This window comes from Aeromonas sp. 603404, assembly GCF_049171775.1.
GTDB classification, from domain to species: Bacteria; Pseudomonadota; Gammaproteobacteria; order Enterobacterales; family Aeromonadaceae; genus Aeromonas; species Aeromonas veronii_A.
This window is the reverse complement of the sequence record NZ_JAAKPE010000011.1, coordinates 54692-72854: the sequence shown is the minus strand read 5'-3', so window position 1 is coordinate 72854 and position 18163 is coordinate 54692. Positions and strand designations below refer to the sequence as shown.

Here is an 18163-nt window from a genome sequence, read left to right as displayed (position 1 = left end):
CGAAGGGCGCAAGCATTCGACAATAAAGCCTTGTGGGATTAGTTTTCCTGCTGACGGATCCGACGCATGGATCGCTGGATCCGGCTGTCTTCCCTCTGCATATCCAACAAGGTGTCCTCGATAAAGGCCAGATGCTCATGACAAGCTGTTCTGGCCCGCTCCGGAGCCCCCGAAAGAATAGCCTCGATCAGATTCGCGCGATGGCGACGTATCTTGGCTACCACTCCCGGGCGGCGATTCAAAATCTCGTTATTCTGCAGAATGTTCTGTTCGAGCATCGGGCTCATGGCCCGCAGCAGGTGCAGCAGCACCACGTTGTGGGACGCCTCGGCCACCGCCAGATAGAACTGGGTCACGGCTGCCGATTCGGCCACCAGCGAGCCCAGCTGGCCCGCCTCTTCGATAGTGGTTTGCACCTGACGAATACGCTCGAAATCAGACCCGGTTCCCCGCAAGGCCGCGTAGTAGGCACAGATGCCTTCCAGCGCGTGGCGAAACTCCAGCAGGTCATACTGGGCTTCCGGGTGGGTACTGAGCAGTTCGAACAGAGGATCGGCGATCCCCTTGCTCAGGGCATTCTGCACATAAGTGCCGCCGCCCTGACGGCGATAAAGCAATCCGCGCGCTTCCAGTCGCTGGATGGCTTCGCGCAGGGAGGGGCGCGATACCTGAAACTGGATGGCGAGTTCCCGCTCGGGAGGCAATTTCTGTCCCGGCTGCAGGCTGCCTTCCAGAATCATCTGTTCCAGCTCGGCGACAATGGAGTCGGCCAACTTGGGTTGCGTAATCTTGCGATAGGGCATGAGGCTACTTTGTTAAATTGGTATTACCAATTTCATAGATGGGGCGAAAATTAGCAGAGGCCTTTTGAAAAGTCCACTCAAAAGATGATCTGAGTCAAGAATCAGCCCTGCCACTTAAGAGGTAAAGCAGGGGAAACATGATTTAGCTCATAGAAAATGGTCTGACCAATATTCTTGACTTCGCTCACAAATAACATTTGCGCAACCAGAGACAAAAATGGCCTGCCAGATAGGCAAGCCATTGATTTTAAAATCCAAACTAAATTTGAATATTTACTTTAGCTGTTTAGTAGTTGCCGGTAGTAATCCCACTGGAAACTGGCTCCGGGATCCGTCTTGCGCCCTGGCGCGATATCGCAATGGCCGACAATTTTTTCGTGGGTGATGGCCGGATAGCGCTCCGAAATAGCTCGAGTGAGCCCTGCCAATGCCCGGTATTGAGCCTCGGTGTAGGGGATTTCGTCAGTCCCTTCCAGCTCGATGCCGATGGAGAAGTCATTGCATGCCTCCCTCCCCTGCCAGCTCGATACTCCCGCATGCCAGGCGCGCGCGCCAAACGGCACATACTGCACCAGCTCGCCATCACGGCGGATCAGGCAGTGGGCCGAGACTCGCAGCTGATGGATACCGGCAAAATAGGGGTGAGCCTCAGGGTCGAGTCGCCCCATAAAGAGATTGTCGATAAAGGGGCCACCAAACTCCCCCGGCGGCAGGCTGATGCCATGCACCACCAGCAGGGAGATATCATCCGGCGCGGCCCGCTCGTTGTGATGGGGAGAAGGCACTCGGCGCGCCTGCTGGCACCAGCCTGCGGCATCGATAGAGAAAGAAGGTTGCGAAGCGAGTTGAGTCATCGGCTACTCGAGTTGGCTGATAAATGGCGAGAAAACGAAGATACCTGATAGGCAATCCGGCACCAACTCACTGAATCCAAGGGAAATGGTATGTTAGGCTGAGTCATCTTCCGCTCGATATGGATGGGGTATGCAGCACACGGCACGCTGGATGTGGTTACTGGCCTGGCTCTCTTTGATGGCCCTGCTGACCCTCTATTTTCACTCCCGCAACCAACCAAGCGTCACCGCCAGCGGCGAGCTATTGCTGCGGGCCGACCAGAGCGGCCACTATCGTCTGGAGGGTGCCATCAACGGCCAGCCGGTGCAACTGCTGCTCGATACCGGCGCCACCCGTATCACCATCCCGCAGCAGGTTGCCGAGCGGCTCGGCCTGACCGCTCATGGCAGCAGCCAGGTCAATACCGCCGCGGGGCAGATCCGGGTCGGCAACGGCACCATCGAAACGCTGGCGATGGGGCCATTGACCTTGTACGATCTGGCCATCTTTATCAATCCGGCGGCAGACGGTGACGAAGTGCTGGTTGGCATGAACGCCCTCGGTCGGCTGGAGCTGGTTCAAAAGGAGCGGCAACTGCTGCTCAGACCCTTGCAGGAATAAGGCATGTTTCAACAGGATGTCAGCCGCGCCGTGCGCGCCGCACTACTCGAAGATCTGGGCGATGCCCTCACCACGCTGGAGCAACCGGACGCCAGTGCCGATATCACCGCCCAGCTGATCCCGGCCAACCGGATGGCCAGCGCCCGGGTCATCACCCGCGAGGCCGGAGTGTTCTGCGGCCAGCCATGGGTGGATGAAGTGTTCGTACAACTCGGCGGCGACGTGAAGGTGGAGTGGAAGGTGCAGGATGGGGAGGTGCTCTCCCCCAATCAGGAGCTGTTCCGCCTCCACGGCCCTGCCCGCCTGCTGCTGACCGGCGAGCGCAATGCGCTGAACTTTGTCCAGACCCTCTCCGGCGTCGCCACCCTCACCGCTCGCTATGTGGCTGAACTGGAGGGCACCGACTGCCGCCTGCTCGACACCCGCAAGACCATTCCTGGGCTACGCACCGCCCAGAAGTACGCGGTCACCTGTGGCGGCGGCAAAAACCACCGCATCGGCCTCTACGACGCCTATCTCATTAAGGAGAACCACATCCTCGCCTGTGGCGGTATTGCCGAGGCGATTAATGAGGCTCGTCATCTCAATCCGGGCAAACCGGTGGAGGTGGAAGTGGAATCGCTGGCAGAACTGGAGCAGGCGCTGGCGGCCAATGCCGATATCGTGATGCTCGATAACTTCGACGTGACCATGATGCGGGAAGCAGTCGCCATCAATCAGGGCCGCGCCAAGCTGGAGGTCTCCGGCAATGTGACGCTGGATACTCTGGCCGAGTTTGCCGCCACCGGCGTCGATTTTATCTCGGTCGGGGCACTGACCAAGCATGTGCGGGCACTCGATCTCTCCATGCGCTTTATCCAACCGTGAGACGCCCCCCACAGGCTTGAGCAAACACTCGATATAACCGGACAAACAACTTGCAAAAGGCGCCAGAGGCGCCTTTTCTTTATGCAGGATCCCTCGGCAAAGGAGTGTACAGACGGACCCTAATCCGGCCACAGAAAGAGTCATAGGAGGCCACTTCTTTTATGACACGCATCAAGTTTTTGCTAAATGAAAGAAGTGTGATTAACAAAATGGACAATCTCTGTTGCCACCCCTGACAGCTCGGATAAGATACTGACGTGCAGATGATTTTCCACCGGCACTTCCCAGGAACCAAGGATAAAAGGATATTTTCCATGAACAGCAAAATGAAGAAACAATCAGGCTTTACCCTTATTGAATTGATGATCGTGGTCGCGATCGTGGCCATCTTGGCCGCCGTCGCGCTGCCGGCGTATCAGACATACACACAAAAGGCAAAGTTTTCTGAAGTAATAGCTGCAACTGGACCAGTGAAAACTGCTGTTGAATTGTGCTTCCAAAGCACAGGTAACGCAGCAAACTGTCAAGCAGCTGGCTCCAATGGTATCCCTGCCGCACCAAGTGCCGCAGGTAACGTAGCAAGTGTTGTGTTAGCTGCAGGCACTGGTGGTGCTGAATTCCAAATAACTGCAACTTCTCAAAATTTATCCACGAACTATACATATATTTTGGTTGGTGAAACATCTACTGGGAATGTTGTTTGGACGCCCAATCCATCAGGTGCTGCCGGCACATGCGCTGCAGCAGGTGTTTGCTAATTAACACATGACCTCTAGCCCTAATAGCGGCCTGGCGTTAAGCCTGGCCGCCTCTTCACTGATCAGTGAAGAGGATTCCCAGCGCTATCTGAGCCAGGCCAAGGCCCAGCGCAAACCCTTTGTGACCTTTCTGATTGAAAACGACATCCTCGACAGCAAGGCGCTCGCCGATTTTTGCGAGCTGGAGTATGGGGTACCTCTGCTGGATCTTGCCGCCTTCGATTTGGCCGAGATCCCGCAGAAGTACCTCAATCAGAAACTGATTGAGAAGCACCACGTCCTGCCCATCTATACCCAGGGCCACACCCTCTATATCGCCATGTCGGATCCGACCAATGTCTCGGCCCTGGAGGACTTTGGCTTCAGTTTCGGCCTTCATACCGAGGCGCTGCTGGTGGAGGAGAATAAGCTTACCGCCGCGATCGGCAAGCTGCTGGAGAGCGAAAACGACGCCCTCGGCATGGAGGATATCGACGAGGCCGAGATCTCCGACCTCGAGGTAAGCGACGAGAGCAGCAGGCTGGACGAGAGCGTCAATACCGCCGATGACGATGCCCCCATCGTCAAGTACATCAACAAGATCCTGATGGATGCCATCAAGCGCGGCGCCTCCGACCTGCACTTCGAGCCTTACGAATTCAAGTATCGGGTGCGCTTTCGCATCGACGGGATTCTGCACGAAATCGCTACCCCGCCGGTCAATCTGGCCAACCGCTTCTCTGCCCGCCTCAAGGTGATGGCGCGGCTCGATATCGCCGAGCGGCGGCTGCCGCAGGATGGCCGCATCAAATTGAAGCTGTCGCGCAACAAGTCGATGGATATGCGGGTCAACACCCTGCCCACCATGTGGGGGGAGAAGATCGTTATCCGTCTGCTCGACTCCTCGGCGGCCCGCCTCAATATCGAGCAGCTTGGCTTTGACGACCGCCAGAAGGCACAGTACCTGCGAGCCCTCTCGAAACCGCAGGGGATGATACTGGTCACCGGCCCCACCGGCTCGGGCAAGACGGTCTCGCTCTATACCGGCCTCAATATTCTCAACACCACCGAGGTAAACATCTCCACCGCCGAAGATCCGGTGGAGATCAATCTGCCGGGCGTCAACCAGGTACAGGTCAACCCCAAGGCGGGGCTCACCTTTGCCAGCGCTCTGCGCTCCTTCTTGCGGCAAGATCCGGATGTGGTGATGGTGGGGGAGATACGGGATCTCGAAACCGCCGAGATCGCCATAAAGGCGGCACAAACCGGCCACCTGGTGCTCTCAACCCTGCATACCAACTCGGCTGCCGAAACCCTGACCCGGATGATGAATATGGGGGTGCCCGCCTTCAATATTGCCTCTTCGGTCACCCTGATCATGGCCCAGCGGCTGGCCCGCAAGCTTTGCGACCACTGCAAGGCGCCGGAGGTGGTGCCGGAAGCCGAGCTGCTGGAGCTGGGTTTTACCCCGCAGCAGCTGGCAGCCGGCTTGCGACTGTTCAAACCGGTTGGTTGCAAGGAGTGTTCCGGTGGCTACAAGGGGCGAGTCGGCATCTACGAAATCATGCTAATGTCGGAAAATATCGCAAAATTGATCATGCAGGGGGCCAACTCCCTGCAAATTGCGGCGATTGCCCAGAAAGAGGGCATGCGCACCCTGCGCACCTCGGGACTGGAGAAGGCACGGCTCGGTGTCACCAGCCTGGCCGAGGTCAACCGGGTCACCACCAATTAAACCTCGCCAAGATGCGAGCAAGATGATCTACCAGCAAGCGACCAGATGGTGCCAAGCCGTTTGAGGATATTTATCAGGTCAGATGGTTCAGGGGCTCCCTGACCATCCGCCCAATTGCAGGATGCAAAGATGGCAACCCTAACGAAAAAGAACAACACCCCGAAAAAAGTCTTCGCCTTCCGCTGGCACGGGGTCAATCGCAAGGGGCAGAAGGTCTCCGGCGAGCTGCAGGCTGACAGCATCAATACCGTCAAGGCGGAGCTGCGCAAGCAGGGGGTAAACGTCACCAAGGTGGCCAAAAAATCCCAGGGGCTCTTCTCCAAGGGCGGCGCCAAGATCAAGCCGATGGATATCGCGATTATCTCCCGCCAGATCACCACCATGCTCTCCGCTGGCGTACCGCTGGTGCAAAGCCTGCAGATCATCGCCCGCAGCCACGAGAAAGCCGCCATGCGCGAGCTGATGGGTGAGATCGCCTCCGATGTTGAGACCGGAACCCCCATGTCGGAGGCGTTGCGCCGCCATCCCCGCCATTTTGACGATCTCTACTGCGATCTGGTTGAGGCGGGGGAGCAATCCGGTGCACTGGAGACCATCTACGACCGTATCGCCACCTATCGAGAAAAGTCGGAAGCGCTCAAGTCGAAGATCAAGAAGGCCATGTTCTATCCCACCATGGTTATTCTGGTGGCCATAGTGGTGACTTCCATCCTGCTGCTGTTCGTCATCCCCCAGTTCGAGGATATCTTCAAGAGCTTTGGCGCCGAGCTGCCGGTGTTCACCCAGTTTGTCATCGGCATCTCACGCTTTATGCAGAACTGGTGGTATGTCTTCTTCGGCGGAGCTGCGCTCGCCATCTTCCTCTATGTGCGCGCCTGGCGCGCCTCCCAGAAGGTAAGGGACAATACCGACAAGTTTGTGCTCACCATCCCGGTAGTCGGTATGATCCTGCACAAAGCGGCGATGGCCCGCTTTGCCCGCACACTCTCAACCACTTTCTCGGCCGGTATCCCGCTGGTGGATGCACTCATCTCGGCGGCCGGTGCCTCCGGCAACTATGTCTATCGCACCGCCGTTATGGCCATTCGCAACGAGGTGGTGGCCGGTATGCAGATCAACGTGGCAATGCGCACCGTCGATCTCTTCCCAGACATGGTGATCCAGATGGTGATGATCGGCGAGGAGTCCGGCGCTATCGATGATATGCTCTCCAAGGTTGCCACCATCTTCGAGCAAGAGGTGGACGACCTGGTCGATGGCCTTACCAGCCTGCTGGAACCCCTCATCATGGTGGTGCTCGGGGTGCTGGTCGGCGGCATGGTTATCGCCATGTACCTGCCCATTTTCAAACTTGGCGACGTGGTGGGTTGATTCATCAGGGCATGGAGCCAAAGCCATGCCCTTCACTCATTCAATAACTGACGGTTGGTTATGACACTTCTTCTCGAGCTGGCTCACGGCTTGCCATGGATCTTTTTTTCGCTGGTTTTTATCTTTTCCCTGATGATCGGCAGTTTCCTCAACGTAGTGATCCACCGCCTGCCCATCATGCTGGAGCGAGAGTGGCAGGCCGAGTATCGCAGCTACTTCTCCCCCGACGAAGAGGCCATCGCACCAGAGCGCTACAACCTGATGGTACCGCGCTCCGCATGTCCTCACTGTGGTCACCCCATTACCGCCATCGAGAACATTCCGCTGATGAGCTGGCTCTGGCTCAAGGGGCGTTGCCGCGACTGTCAGGCGCCCATCTCGGCCCGCTATCCGCTGGTAGAGCTGCTGACCGCCCTGCTCTCGGTGGCCGTTGCCATGGTCATAACGCCGGGCTGGGGCACACTGGCCGCCCTGCTGCTGACTTGGGTATTGGTGGCCCTCACCTTTATCGATCTCGACAAGATGTTGCTGCCAGATCAGCTCACCCTGCCCCTGCTGTGGGGCGGTCTGCTGTTCAATCTGGCAGGTGGCTTCGTACCGCTGGCGGATGCCGTGATTGGCGCCATGGTCGGCTATCTGGTGCTCTGGAGCCTCTACTGGGCCTTCAAGCTGCTCACCGGCAAGGAGGGGATGGGCTATGGCGACTTCAAGCTGCTGGCGGCGCTGGGTGCCTGGCTCGGCTGGCAGGCGCTGCCGATCATATTGCTGCTCTCATCCCTGGTCGGCGCCGTGATCGGCATCAGCCTGATCGCCTTGCACAAACACCATCAGGGCAAGCCCATCCCCTTCGGCCCCTACCTCGTCATCGCGGGCTGGATTGCCCTGCTGTGGGGCGATACCATCACCAACTGGTATCTCTCTACCCTGCTTTGAGCAAGAGGCCCCCCATGTTTGTAGTTGCTATTACCGGTGGTATCGGCAGTGGCAAGACCACCATCGCCAATCAGTTTGCCGAACTGGGTATCGAGGTGGTGGATGCCGATGTGATCGCCCGCGAGGTCGTAGAGCCGGGCACCCCGGCCCTTGCCACCATCGCCGACCATTTTGGCCCGGATGTGATTGAGCCGAGCGGTCAACTCGACCGTCGCACCCTGCGCGAGCGGGTCTTCAGCGACCCGCAGGCCAAGGAGTGGCTCAATGCACTGCTCCATCCGCTGATTCGCAGTGAAATGCTGCGCCAGTGTGCCGCAGCCAGTTCTCCTTACTGCCTGCTGGTGGTGCCGCTGCTGGTGGAGAACAAACTCACCGGCCTCGCCGACCGGGTGCTGGTGATCGATGTGGACGAAGCGACCCAGATTGAGCGCACCTGCCGTCGTGATGGCGTCAGCACCGAGCAGGCCAGAGCCATCATCGCAGCACAGGCCAGCCGGACAGAACGGCTAGCTGCGGCGGATGATGTCATCGAGAACGCCAATGGCAGCGAAATGGCGATAAAAACGCGGATTTTGGCACTGCACGAGACATATCTGGCATTTGCCTCTCAACAACCCCGTCAACAGTGAGTACACTAGGCCGGTTTATGGCTGGCCAGGATTAGGCATGATTTACGATTTTCCCCTCAATGAAAAAAGCCGGACCTACCTGCGTCTGGAGTCCCTGTTTTCCCAAATTCGCGACAATCTGGAGAGCGAGCAATCCTGGGCCCATATCGCCTTCTTCAAAGGGCTGTTCGATCTGCAGGAGCTGCTGGAGCGTGGTGACTTGCGCGCTGACCTTATCAAGGATCTGGAGCGTCTCGGCCAACGTCTGAGCCACTGGGCCAGCCTGCCCGACGTCGATCTGGAGCAGATCAAACAGATGCAGCAAGAGAGCAGCCAGCTCTCCCGCAACCTGCTCAACTCGCCACGCCCGGGAGCCCGCCTGAAAGAGGATCGTCTGCTCGGTTCCATTCGCCAGCGCTTCTCCATCCCGGGTGGTCTGTGTGCCTTCGACGTGCCCCAGCTGCACCACTGGCTCGGAACCCCGGCCATCACCCGTCACCAGCAGATGCAGGGCTGGCTTAGCGACATCACCCTGCTGATGAACGCCATCACCCTGTTGCTGCGTCTGTGGCGTGAATCGGGCAGCTTCAGCGAGCAGGTGGCGACCAACGGCTTCTTCCAGGACACCGCCGAAAGCGCCGAGCTGATCCGCATCAAGCTGCCGGGCAATCTGTTCTGCTACCCGACCCTGAGCGGCCACAAGAATCGTTTTGCCCTGCGCTTCCTGCCTACGGGCGAGCAGCAGATTGGCGATGTGCCATTCCAGCTCGCCTGCTGCTAAGGAGTACTTATGGTCACCAAGGTAAAGTGTCCGACCTGCCAGAGCGAAGTGGAGTGGGGCTCGCAGAGTCCGTTCCGACCTTTCTGCAGCAAACGCTGCCAGTTGATCGATCTCGGCGAGTGGGCTGATGAAGAGAAACGGATACCCGGGGAGATCAACCCGGATCTGCTGCCAGAGCAGGAAGAGGGCGATCAGTGGCTATAAGCCCCTGGTCACTCTCCGCTATAAAATAAAAAAGGGCCGATGGGCCCTTTTTTGATGCTTGTTTTTGCAACCGGTTCAAGCCAGCAGGCCTTGAAGCCGCGCCACAATCGGGCCGTTGGCATCGGGGAAGTGGTAGTTGTGCAGTTCGGCGACCGGCACCCATAAACACTCCTGCCCCTCCTTGCCAAACGGTTCACCGCTAAAGCGGGTTACCTTCCAGATATCCAGCAGCACCTGCTTCTCCGGGTAGTCGTGATGCAGTTCCATGAAGGGGGAGCAATCCTGTACCCGGATCCCGATCTCCTCCCACAGCTCCCGATCCAGCGCAGTCAGCAGATCCTCACCGGACTCCACCTTGCCACCGGGAAACTCCCAGCGATCCCCCTGATGACGGTCGGAAGAGCGCTTGGCAATGAAGATATCACCCCGTTCGTTCTCGATGACGCCAACGGCCACCCAGATCCGTTTTTTCTGTTCCATCAATAACCTCTGTTCGCTTGTTGCCACCAATAGCAAGGCGGGCACTGGGCCCGCCTTTTATGGCATCGGGTCGATCAGGTCAACTGACCGTGGCAATGCTTGTACTTCTTGCCAGAGCCGCACGGGCAGGGATCGTTGCGGCCGATCTTCTGCTCGTCGCGCACGAAGGTAGTGTGACCCTCGGCAGCACTTTCCTCTTCGTCCGCCAGCTGGTTCTCAGCAGCAGCGTGGGTGTAGGTACGGGGGGCAGACTCGGCCTGCTGGCGCTGCTGCTCTTCCATCGCCTCTACATCGCGCTCCTGCACCTGAACCCGGCTCAGGATGCTGACCACGTCGCGCTTGAGGGTTTCCAGCATCTGGGTGAACAGATCGAAAGATTCGCGCTTGTACTCCTGCTTGGGGTTCTTCTGGGCGTAGCCGCGCAGATGGATGCCCTGACGCAGGTGATCCATGGCCGCCAGATGCTCTTTCCAGAGGCCATCCAGAGTCTGCAGCATCACCGCTTTCTCGAAGTTGCGCAGCACCTCTTTGCCAACCAGCTCCTCCTTGTGGGCATAGAGCTTGGTGGCTTCGTCCAGAATGCGCTCGCGCAGCTTCTCTTCATACAGCTTGTCATCTTCTGCCAGCCACTGCTGCAGCGGCAGGTCGAGGGCGAAGTCGGACTTCAGGCGAGCTTCCAGACCCGGTACATCCCACATCTCCTCCAGAGACTGGGGCGGAATGTACTCATCGATGATGGCGCCATAAACGTCATCACGGATAACGTGAATGGTCTCGGAGATGTCGTTGGTATCCAGCAACTCGTTGCGCTGCTCGTAAACCACCTTGCGCTGGTCGTTGGCAACGTCATCAAACTCCAGCAGGCTCTTGCGGATGTCGAAGTTGCGACCTTCCACCTTGCGCTGGGCGTTTTCAATCGCCTTGGTCACCCACGGGTGCTCGATGGCCTCGCCCTCTTCCATGCCCAACTTCTTCATCATGCCGGTCACGCGATCGGAGGCGAAGATCCGCATCAGGGTATCTTCCATGGAGAGATAGAAACGGGAGGAGCCCGGGTCACCCTGACGACCGGAACGGCCGCGCAGCTGGTTGTCGATACGACGGGATTCGTGACGCTCGGTACCTATAATGTGCAGGCCACCTGCAGCCAACACCGCATCGTGACGCACCTGCCAGGCCGCTTTCAGCTCGGCAACCTGTGCCTCGGTCGGATTATCCAGCTTGGCGATCTCCGCCTGCCAGTTACCGCCCAGCACTATGTCGGTACCGCGCCCCGCCATGTTGGTGGCGATGGTGACCGCTCCAGTCTGGCCAGCCTGGGCGACGATCTCCGCCTCCATGGCGTGGAACTTGGCGTTCAGCACCTGATGCGGGATCTTCTCCTTGTTGAGAATGCCGGAGAGCAGCTCGGAGTTTTCGATGGAAACGGTACCTACCAGTACTGGCTGGCCACGCTCCACGCACTCGCGGATGTCCTTGACGATGGCGGCATACTTCTCGTTGGCGGTCAGGTAGACCAGATCGCCCATGTCTTTGCGCACCATCGGCTTGTTGGTCGGGATAACCACGGTGTCCAGGCCATAAATCTGCTGGAATTCAAAGGCTTCGGTATCCGCAGTACCGGTCATACCGGCCAGTTTGTTGTAGAGACGGAAGTAGTTCTGGAAGGTGATGGAAGCCAGAGTCTGGTTCTCGTTCTGGATCTTGACCCCTTCTTTCGCCTCGACCGCCTGATGCAGACCATCGGACCAGCGACGACCCGGCATGGTACGGCCGGTATGCTCGTCAACGATGACGATCTCGTCCTTCTGCACGATGTAGTCGACGTTGCGCTCAAACAGGGTATGGGCGCGCAGACCGGCGTTGACGTGGTGCAACAGGCTGATGTTGGTGGCGGAGAACAGGGAGTCGTTCTCGTCCAGCAGCCCCTCTTTCTTGAGCAGCTCTTCCACGAAGATCTGGCCGTTTTCGGTCAGCAGCGCCTGGCGGTTCTTCTCGTCTACCGTGTAGTGACCGTCACCGGTGTACTCCTCGGTATCTTCCTTGTCCTGCTTGACCAGCAACGGGATCAGCTTGTTGACGCGAATATAGAGCTCGGAGCTGTCTTCCGCCGGGCCGGAGATGATGAGCGGGGTACGGGCTTCGTCGATAAGCACCGAGTCCACCTCATCCACCAGCGCGTAGTTGAGCGGACGCTGGACGCGCTGCTCGGGCGAGAACGCCATGTTGTCGCGCAGGTAGTCGAAACCGAATTCGTTGTTGGTACCGTAGGTGATGTCGGCCGCATAGGCATCACGCTTCTGGGACGCATCCATGCCCGGCACGTTGCACGCCACGGTCATGCCGAGGAAGGAGAACAGCGGGCGGTTTGCCTCGGCGTCACGCTTGGCCAGATAGTCGTTCACGGTCACGACGTGGACGCCGCGGCCGCTCAGGGCATTCAGGTAAGCCGGCAGGGTCGCGGTCAGGGTCTTACCCTCACCGGTCTTCATTTCCGCGATGCGGTTGGAGTTCAGCACCATGCCGCCGATCAGCTGCACGTCGAAGTGACGCATGCCAAATACCCGCTTGGAGGCTTCGCGCACAGTGGCGAAGGCTTCCGGCAGCAGCTGCTCCAGGGTCTCGCCCTGCTCCAGACGCTGACGGTACTCGGCCGTCTTGGCCTGCAGCTCTGCATCCGAGAGAGCCTCGAACTGCGGCTCCATGGCATTGATCTGTTTTACAATTTTGCGCAAAGCCTTGAGCGTTCTGTCGTTCCGGCTGCCGATAATCTTGGTAAGCAGTGTGCTAATCATGGGTACCAACTATTTCTGGTTATATAAAGCGTTCCGTCACTGGAACCTGAAGAAAAAAACCTAACCCCGGCTGGCACTGAGAAAGCGTGCGGGGTTTACCTGACGACCATCTTTCAACACTTCGTAATGCAAATGGACCCCGGTCGCGCGACCGGTGCGTCCCATCAAGGCAATCTTCTGCCCCTGATCAACCAGGGTACCCACCTCGACCAGCAACTTGGAGTTGTGGGCATAGCGGGTGACCAGACCATTGCCGTGATTAATCTCCACCATGTTGCCAAATTCCGGATGACGGCCGGCCCAGCTGACAATGCCGGGTCCTGTGGCCAGAATGGGGGTCCCGGGTTTGCCACGGTAATCCACCCCTTTGTGCATCTTGGCACGCCCGTTGAACGGATCGACCCGTCCGCCAAAGCCGGACGAGACCCAGACTCGCTCCTGCTTGACCGGCGTGCCGGAAATAAAACCGGCATCGGTGATATGGTGATTCATGATGAAAGATTCAAGTACCGACAGCTGCTCTTCACGACTGCTGAGCTGTTGGCTGAGATGTTTCATGGAGGCTTGCAGCTCGTTGAGGCTCACTTCCAGATCTTCATCGTAAGAGGGGCCACCCATCGGGGGCAGCTCTTTGAAATTGAACTCTTCGGGATCGAGGTCGGCCTGCTCGGTCAGTCGTTCACCAAGGGCATTCAGGCGGCCAAGCTGGCCCTGCATGGTGCCCACCTGGGCTGCCAGCATCGCCAGCTGCTCGCGGGCCTCATCGCCACTCTGGTCTACGGAACGCTGTTCGGCCATGGCCAGCGCCACTTCAAGCGCATCCATCTTCTGCTGCCAGCTCTGCCAGAGCCAGCCGCCACCAAAGGCCAACAGGGAGAAAACAATACCGCCGACCCATGCCAGACGTTGTTTTGGTAAGTGCAACCTGCGTCGCTGCTTGCCGTGGAGGATCAGGGTAATGCTCATAGAAATCAGTCTGCTCGGTCAGGTGCGGCCATGGGCCTGCACGGGAAATAAAACCGGGAGATAGTCGGTATTAAAGGATGGAGTAAACAAATGACGGAACGTCGGTGCGGAGAGGGGACCGACGTTCCGTTGCACAGCTATCAGGCCAGAACCAGACCGTTATCGTAGTAAGCGATAGGCGCTTTGTCGCCCTCACCCTCGAAGGTCACCAGTTCCCAAGCCTCCTGCTCGGCCAGCAGGGCACGCAGCAGTTTGTTGTTCAGGGCATGCCCTGTCTTGTAAGCGCGGAACTCACCGATAATGCTGCGGTTGCACATATAGAGGTCACCGATTGCGTCCAGCATCTTGTGCTTGACGAACTCGTCCTCGTAACGCAGACCATCTTCGTTCAGTACCCGGTAGTCATCCAGTACCACGGCATTTTCCAGGCTTCCGCCCAGCGCCAGGTTCTGGGAACGCAGGTACTCGATATCACGCATGAACCCGAAAGTACGGGCGCGGCTGATCTCTTTCACGAAGGAGGCACCGGAGAAATCCAGTACACAACGCTGGTTGCGCCCTTCAAAGACCGGATGCTGGAAATCGATCTCGAGATCCATCTTGAAGCCGTTGCGATAAGGGTGGAATTCCGCCCACTTGTCGCCATCTTCAACCCGGATGCTCTTCTTTATCCGCACAAACTGCTTGGCAGCATTTTGCTCACGGATCCCGACTTCCTGCAGCAGGTAGATAAAGGGATGCGCACTGCCGTCCATTACCGGGATCTCGGGCGCGTCAACCTCGACGTAGAGGTTGTCGATCCCCATCCCGGCCAACGCGGCGGAGAGGTGCTCAATGGTAGAGACACGCACGCCGGCTTCGTTGACCAGAGCGGTACAGAGCACGGTATCACGCACCTGATCGGCATTGGCTGGCAGCTCCACCACAGGATTCAGGTCGGTACGCAAGTAAACGATCCCTGTATTCACAGGAGCCGGACGGAATGTCATGGTGACTTTCCGGCCCGAATGCAGGCCGACGCCAGTCGCCTGAACACTCGTTTTCAAGGTTCTTTGTCTAATCATGGGTGTACCCTAAACAGCTTAAAATCCGGACCAGATGGTCGTTGGCAGGCCATCTTAGCACATTCCTTAAGCAACAGACAAACACGCCTCATAAGAGACTCAGTCTGCCTGCTTGCGCAGGAACGCCGGAATATCCAGATAATCCGGTTCACGACGGGCTTGCGGCTCGGCGTTGACCACCTTGGCCGGGGCTTCGTCCATCACGCGGCCCTGCATCATGTCGCTAACTAGCGGCTGACGCACCGGGCGCTCTTGCACCTGGCTGCTCTTGACTAGCGTGATGTCCGGCTTGCGCTCGGCACCGATACCGGTAGCAACCACAGTCACACGCAGTTCGTCGTGCATTTCCGGATCGATTACGGTACCCACTACTACAGTGGCGTTCTCGGAAGCGAAGGCCTTGACCGCGTTACCCACGGTTTCGAACTCTTCGATGGTCATGTCCATGCCGGCGGTGATGTTGACCAGGATGCCACGGGCACCAGCCAGATCCACGTCTTCCAGCAGCGGGCTGGAGATGGCTTTCTCGGCCGCTTCTTCGGCACGGTCATCACCGGAGGCGGAACCGGTACCCATCATGGCGGTACCCATTTCACGCATCACGGTACGCACGTCCGCGAAGTCGACGTTGATCAAGCCCGGACGGGTGATCAGCTCGGCAATGCCCTGTACCGCGCCAAGCAGTACATCGTTGGCCGCCTTGAAGGCATCCAGCAGGGAGATACCGCGACCCAGCACCTTCAGCAACTTGTCGTTGGGGATGGTGATCAGGGAGTCGACGTTTTTGGAGAGCTCTTCGATACCGTGGGCGGCGAAACCCATCCGCTTCTTCCCTTCAAAGGAGAACGGCTTGGTCACCACAGCAACGGTCAGGATGCCCATCTCGCGTGCCACTTCGGCCACGATCGGCGCAGCACCGGTACCGGTACCACCGCCCATACCGGCGGCGATGAACACCATGTCGGAACCGGTCAGCAGCTCACGCAGCGCTTCGCGATCTTCCATGGCCGCATCACGACCCACTTCCGGATTGGCGCCGGCACCCAGACCCTTGGTGATGCCACCGCCGATCTGCAGGGTAGTGTTGGCGCTGGAGTTACGCAGTGCCTGGGCGTCGGTGTTGACGGTAATAAACTCAACACCCTCAATATTTTGACGAACCATGTGTTCGACAGCGTTACCGCCGCCGCCACCTACACCGATCACTTTAATGACGGCTTCGTCAGTGTGGCTATCCATAAATTCAAACATGTTGTCTCTCCGCTTTATTTGCCTGACTCAGCAAAATTCTTAGAACTCGCCACGCAGCCAGTTGCTAACCCGTTTGACCAGGCCACCGACGCTTGCCTTGGCGGCATATTCTTTGTTGCTACCTGTGGCTTGATGGGTGCGGCCATATTGCAGCAACCCGACCGCAGTCGAGTACACCGGTGCCTGCACGTAATCACTCAAACCACGTATGTTCATGGGCTCTCCCACCCGGACCTGGCTCTGGAAGATCTGCTCTGCACACTCCACAATACCTTCAATCTGGGCAGCGCCGCCGGTCAAGACCACACCGGCTGCCAGCTGATGCTTGACCCCCTGCGCTTTCAACTCGCTTTGTACCCGCACCAGCTCATCATTCACCATGGAGAGCAACTCGGTGTAACGGGGCTCAATCACTTCAGCCAGTGTCTGCCGTTGCAGGCTGCGCGCCGGGCGACCACCGACACTGGGTACTTCAATATTGTCTTCCTTGCTGACCAGACGACCGAGGGCGCAACCGTAACGCACCTTGATCGCTTCCGCGTCGAGCGGCGGCGTGCCGAAGGCGTAGGCGATGTCGCTGGTCACAGTGCTGCCAGCATACGGGATCACCTTGGTGTGGCGCAGGGCACCGCCGGTAAACAGCGACATATCCATGGTACCGCCACCGATATCCACCACGCAGACACCCAGCTCTTTCTCGTCTTCGGTCAATACGGCATAGCTGGAGGCCAGCGCGGAGAAGATCAGTTGATCCACGCGCAAACCGACCTTCTCCACACACTTCTCGATGTTGCGAGCCATGTCGTTGTGGCAGGTGATCAGGTGAACCTTGGCCGCCATCCGCACGCCGGAGAGGCCGACCGGATTCTTGATCCCTTCCTGATAGTCGATCGCAAACTCCTGGGGCAGCACGTGCAGCACACGCAGCTCGTCGGAGAGGCGAACCGACTTGGCGGTGTGGATCACGTTGTCCACATCCTCCTGGGTCACCTCCTCATCGGAGATGGGCACCATGCCGGTCTCGTTGCGGCAGTCGATATGCTTGCCGGACAAACCCAGATAAACCGAGCTGATCTGGCAGTCGGCCATCATCTCGGCCTCTTCCACCGCACGGCGCAATGACTTGACCACGGAGTCGAGATCGTTGACCCCGCCCTTCTCCATCCCGCGGGAGGCGTGACTGCCCATACCGATGACGTTCAGCTCACCGTCCGGCAATACTTCCCCGACCAGAACCGCCACCTTGGTTGTGCCGATATCCAGTCCGACAATCAAATTCCTATCTGCGGTGTTGGTCATGCACTTTCTCTTCGCTCTTCTTCCAGCCAACTGCCATTCCGGTGTCGTATCGAAGATCCACGTAGGCAACTTGCGCACGGGGTTCGATAACCGGGAAGGCATCGATAAACCGCTGCAGCCGGAGCGCAATGTCGTTGCGACCCAGAAACAGCTTGATATTGCCATCCAGGGTCAGTTCCCAGGCATGGCGGGGGGTCAGATTCACCCCCAGCAACTTGTATCCCTTGGCAGCCAGTTGCGACTCGTACTGCCGACTCTCTTTCAACACCCGGGCAGCCTGGTCATCCGGCCCTGACAGCTGCAACAGCGGCGTCTTGACCCGATCCGGGGCACTGAATACCTTGCCCTTGGTGTTGACGAAGCGGTTGCCATTCCAGCGCGCCGCCACATCTTGTTCCGTGAGGTAGATCTTGATCTTGTTCGGCCACTTCTTTCGTACCGAGACCGAGGCCACCCATGGCAGGGCATTGAGCCTTGCCTGCAATTCGTTGACGTCCAATTCGAAGAAGTTGCGCAGCTCGGCGCCATCCAGCACGGCCATCCGCAGCTCTTCGGTTTGCAAATACTGGTGTTGCCCCTGCAGCAACAGCTCGCTCATGGGCAACCGGTTGGCATCTGTCAGCCAACCTTTAACATCCAGCGCCGTCCGGTAGCAGCCCCATATCACCAGCAGGAAAAATGCTACCCCTGCGATGAAGCCACCCTTGGTGCGCCCCTGTGCCCTTGCCTCCACCCGATCGATCCCCGTGTAACGCGCTAAACCGGCCTTTGACAGACCGGTTCGCCATTATATAGGCCCCGGCTTGGCGGTCAA

General features: G+C 58.3%; 18 protein-coding genes. 9 read left to right on the top strand and 9 right to left on the bottom strand.

Features of this window, described 5'->3' with window-relative positions:
- Nucleotides 1-38: 38 nt before the first annotated feature.
- Nucleotides 39-803, bottom strand: coding sequence for a pyruvate dehydrogenase complex transcriptional repressor PdhR (gene pdhR / locus G5306_RS14825; RefSeq protein WP_005336127.1), 765 nt, complete (start codon nt 801-803; stop codon nt 39-41).
- A gap of 278 nt (nt 804-1081) precedes the next feature.
- Complete coding sequence (ampD, locus tag G5306_RS14820) at nt 1082-1657, bottom strand: 1,6-anhydro-N-acetylmuramyl-L-alanine amidase AmpD (protein WP_421313067.1); 576 nt, start codon at nt 1655-1657, stop codon at nt 1082-1084.
- Between the two features lie 130 nt (nt 1658-1787).
- Here ampD and G5306_RS14815 point away from each other — a divergent pair, with 130 nt between their 5' ends.
- The 9 genes from G5306_RS14815 (at nt 1788) to yacG (ending at nt 9494) form a co-directional block, all read left to right on the top strand.
- Entirely contained in the window at nt 1788-2258 is a 471-nt protein-coding gene (locus G5306_RS14815; RefSeq protein ID WP_421313066.1) for a retropepsin-like aspartic protease family protein, read from the top strand.
- A 3-nt stretch (nt 2259-2261) separates the two neighbouring features.
- Entirely contained in the window at nt 2262-3125 is an 864-nt protein-coding gene (nadC, locus tag G5306_RS14810) for a carboxylating nicotinate-nucleotide diphosphorylase (RefSeq protein ID WP_421313065.1), read from the top strand.
- 314 nt (nt 3126-3439) lie between these two features.
- Entirely contained in the window at nt 3440-3883 is a 444-nt protein-coding gene (gene tapA / locus G5306_RS14805; RefSeq protein ID WP_421236042.1) for a type IVa pilus major pilin TapA, read from the top strand.
- 7 nt (nt 3884-3890) lie between these two features.
- Nucleotides 3891-5597 (top strand): PilB family type IVa pilus assembly ATPase TapB, encoded by a 1707-nt coding sequence (gene tapB, locus G5306_RS14800; RefSeq protein ID WP_216952199.1) that lies wholly within the window; start codon nt 3891-3893, stop codon nt 5595-5597.
- A gap of 129 nt (nt 5598-5726) precedes the next feature.
- Nucleotides 5727-6968 (top strand): type II secretion system F family protein, encoded by a 1242-nt coding sequence (locus G5306_RS14795; RefSeq protein WP_227341827.1) that lies wholly within the window; start codon nt 5727-5729, stop codon nt 6966-6968.
- 60 nt (nt 6969-7028) lie between these two features.
- Nucleotides 7029-7901: a prepilin peptidase gene (locus tag G5306_RS14790; protein WP_421313064.1), complete on the top strand. Its 873-nt coding sequence runs from the start codon at nt 7029-7031 to the stop codon at nt 7899-7901.
- Nucleotides 7902-7915: 14 nt separating this feature from the next.
- Nucleotides 7916-8530 (top strand): dephospho-CoA kinase, encoded by a 615-nt coding sequence (coaE, locus tag G5306_RS14785; protein WP_421313063.1) that lies wholly within the window; start codon nt 7916-7918, stop codon nt 8528-8530.
- A 37-nt stretch (nt 8531-8567) separates the two neighbouring features.
- Nucleotides 8568-9290, top strand: a complete 723-nt coding sequence (gene zapD / locus G5306_RS14780; protein ID WP_216952203.1) for a cell division protein ZapD — start codon at nt 8568-8570, stop codon at nt 9288-9290.
- Nucleotides 9291-9299: 9 nt separating this feature from the next.
- On the top strand, nt 9300-9494 hold the full coding sequence (yacG, locus tag G5306_RS14775; protein WP_216952204.1) for a DNA gyrase inhibitor YacG: 195 nt from the start codon (nt 9300-9302) through the stop codon (nt 9492-9494).
- Nucleotides 9495-9569: 75 nt separating this feature from the next.
- On the opposite strand, the gene mutT is transcribed toward yacG, so the two are convergent.
- From mutT to G5306_RS14740, 7 genes are all read right to left on the bottom strand, one after another.
- Complete coding sequence (gene mutT / locus G5306_RS14770; RefSeq protein WP_421313062.1) at nt 9570-9974, bottom strand: 8-oxo-dGTP diphosphatase MutT; 405 nt, start codon at nt 9972-9974, stop codon at nt 9570-9572.
- Between the two features lie 74 nt (nt 9975-10048).
- Nucleotides 10049-12769, bottom strand: coding sequence for a preprotein translocase subunit SecA (gene secA / locus G5306_RS14765; protein WP_421313061.1), 2721 nt, complete (start codon nt 12767-12769; stop codon nt 10049-10051).
- Between the two features lie 60 nt (nt 12770-12829).
- A complete protein-coding gene (locus tag G5306_RS14760) occupies nt 12830-13735 on the bottom strand; it encodes a peptidoglycan DD-metalloendopeptidase family protein (RefSeq protein WP_421313060.1) in 906 nt (301 codons plus the stop codon).
- 140 nt (nt 13736-13875) lie between these two features.
- Nucleotides 13876-14799: a UDP-3-O-acyl-N-acetylglucosamine deacetylase gene (gene lpxC / locus G5306_RS14755; protein WP_005336146.1), complete on the bottom strand. Its 924-nt coding sequence runs from the start codon at nt 14797-14799 to the stop codon at nt 13876-13878.
- 99 nt (nt 14800-14898) lie between these two features.
- Nucleotides 14899-16050, bottom strand: coding sequence for a cell division protein FtsZ (gene ftsZ, locus G5306_RS14750; protein ID WP_005336147.1), 1152 nt, complete (start codon nt 16048-16050; stop codon nt 14899-14901).
- Between the two features lie 39 nt (nt 16051-16089).
- Entirely contained in the window at nt 16090-17349 is a 1260-nt protein-coding gene (gene ftsA, locus G5306_RS14745) for a cell division protein FtsA (RefSeq protein WP_005336148.1), read from the bottom strand.
- Nucleotides 17330-18082 carry a cell division protein FtsQ/DivIB gene (locus G5306_RS14740; protein ID WP_005336149.1) on the bottom strand — a complete coding sequence of 251 codons (753 nt, stop codon included), beginning with the start codon at nt 18080-18082 and terminating at the stop codon, nt 17330-17332. The genes ftsA and G5306_RS14740 overlap by 20 nt, the downstream gene beginning before the upstream one ends.
- Nucleotides 18083-18163: the final 81 nt, after the last annotated feature.

Bases quoted from the DNA above. Each gene is read 5' to 3' on its own strand.
- pdhR (WP_005336127.1), bottom strand. From the start codon at position 803: ATGCCCTATCGCAAGATTACGCAACCCAAGTTGGCCGACTCCATTGTC.
- ampD (WP_421313067.1), bottom strand. From the start codon at position 1,657: ATGACTCAACTCGCTTCGCAACCTTCTTTCTCTATCGATGCCGCAGGC.
- G5306_RS14815 (WP_421313066.1), top strand. From the start codon at position 1,788: ATGCAGCACACGGCACGCTGGATGTGGTTACTGGCCTGGCTCTCTTTG.
- nadC (WP_421313065.1), top strand. From the start codon at position 2,262: ATGTTTCAACAGGATGTCAGCCGCGCCGTGCGCGCCGCACTACTCGAA.
- tapA (WP_421236042.1), top strand. From the start codon at position 3,440: ATGAACAGCAAAATGAAGAAACAATCAGGCTTTACCCTTATTGAATTG.
- tapB (WP_216952199.1), top strand. From the start codon at position 3,891: ATGACCTCTAGCCCTAATAGCGGCCTGGCGTTAAGCCTGGCCGCCTCT.
- G5306_RS14795 (WP_227341827.1), top strand. From the start codon at position 5,727: ATGGCAACCCTAACGAAAAAGAACAACACCCCGAAAAAAGTCTTCGCC.
- G5306_RS14790 (WP_421313064.1), top strand. From the start codon at position 7,029: ATGACACTTCTTCTCGAGCTGGCTCACGGCTTGCCATGGATCTTTTTT.
- coaE (WP_421313063.1), top strand. From the start codon at position 7,916: ATGTTTGTAGTTGCTATTACCGGTGGTATCGGCAGTGGCAAGACCACC.
- zapD (WP_216952203.1), top strand. From the start codon at position 8,568: ATGATTTACGATTTTCCCCTCAATGAAAAAAGCCGGACCTACCTGCGT.
- yacG (WP_216952204.1), top strand. From the start codon at position 9,300: ATGGTCACCAAGGTAAAGTGTCCGACCTGCCAGAGCGAAGTGGAGTGG.
- mutT (WP_421313062.1), bottom strand. From the start codon at position 9,974: ATGGAACAGAAAAAACGGATCTGGGTGGCCGTTGGCGTCATCGAGAAC.
- secA (WP_421313061.1), bottom strand. From the start codon at position 12,769: ATGATTAGCACACTGCTTACCAAGATTATCGGCAGCCGGAACGACAGA.
- G5306_RS14760 (WP_421313060.1), bottom strand. From the start codon at position 13,735: ATGAGCATTACCCTGATCCTCCACGGCAAGCAGCGACGCAGGTTGCAC.
- lpxC (WP_005336146.1), bottom strand. From the start codon at position 14,799: ATGATTAGACAAAGAACCTTGAAAACGAGTGTTCAGGCGACTGGCGTC.
- ftsZ (WP_005336147.1), bottom strand. From the start codon at position 16,050: ATGTTTGAATTTATGGATAGCCACACTGACGAAGCCGTCATTAAAGTG.
- ftsA (WP_005336148.1), bottom strand. From the start codon at position 17,349: ATGACCAACACCGCAGATAGGAATTTGATTGTCGGACTGGATATCGGC.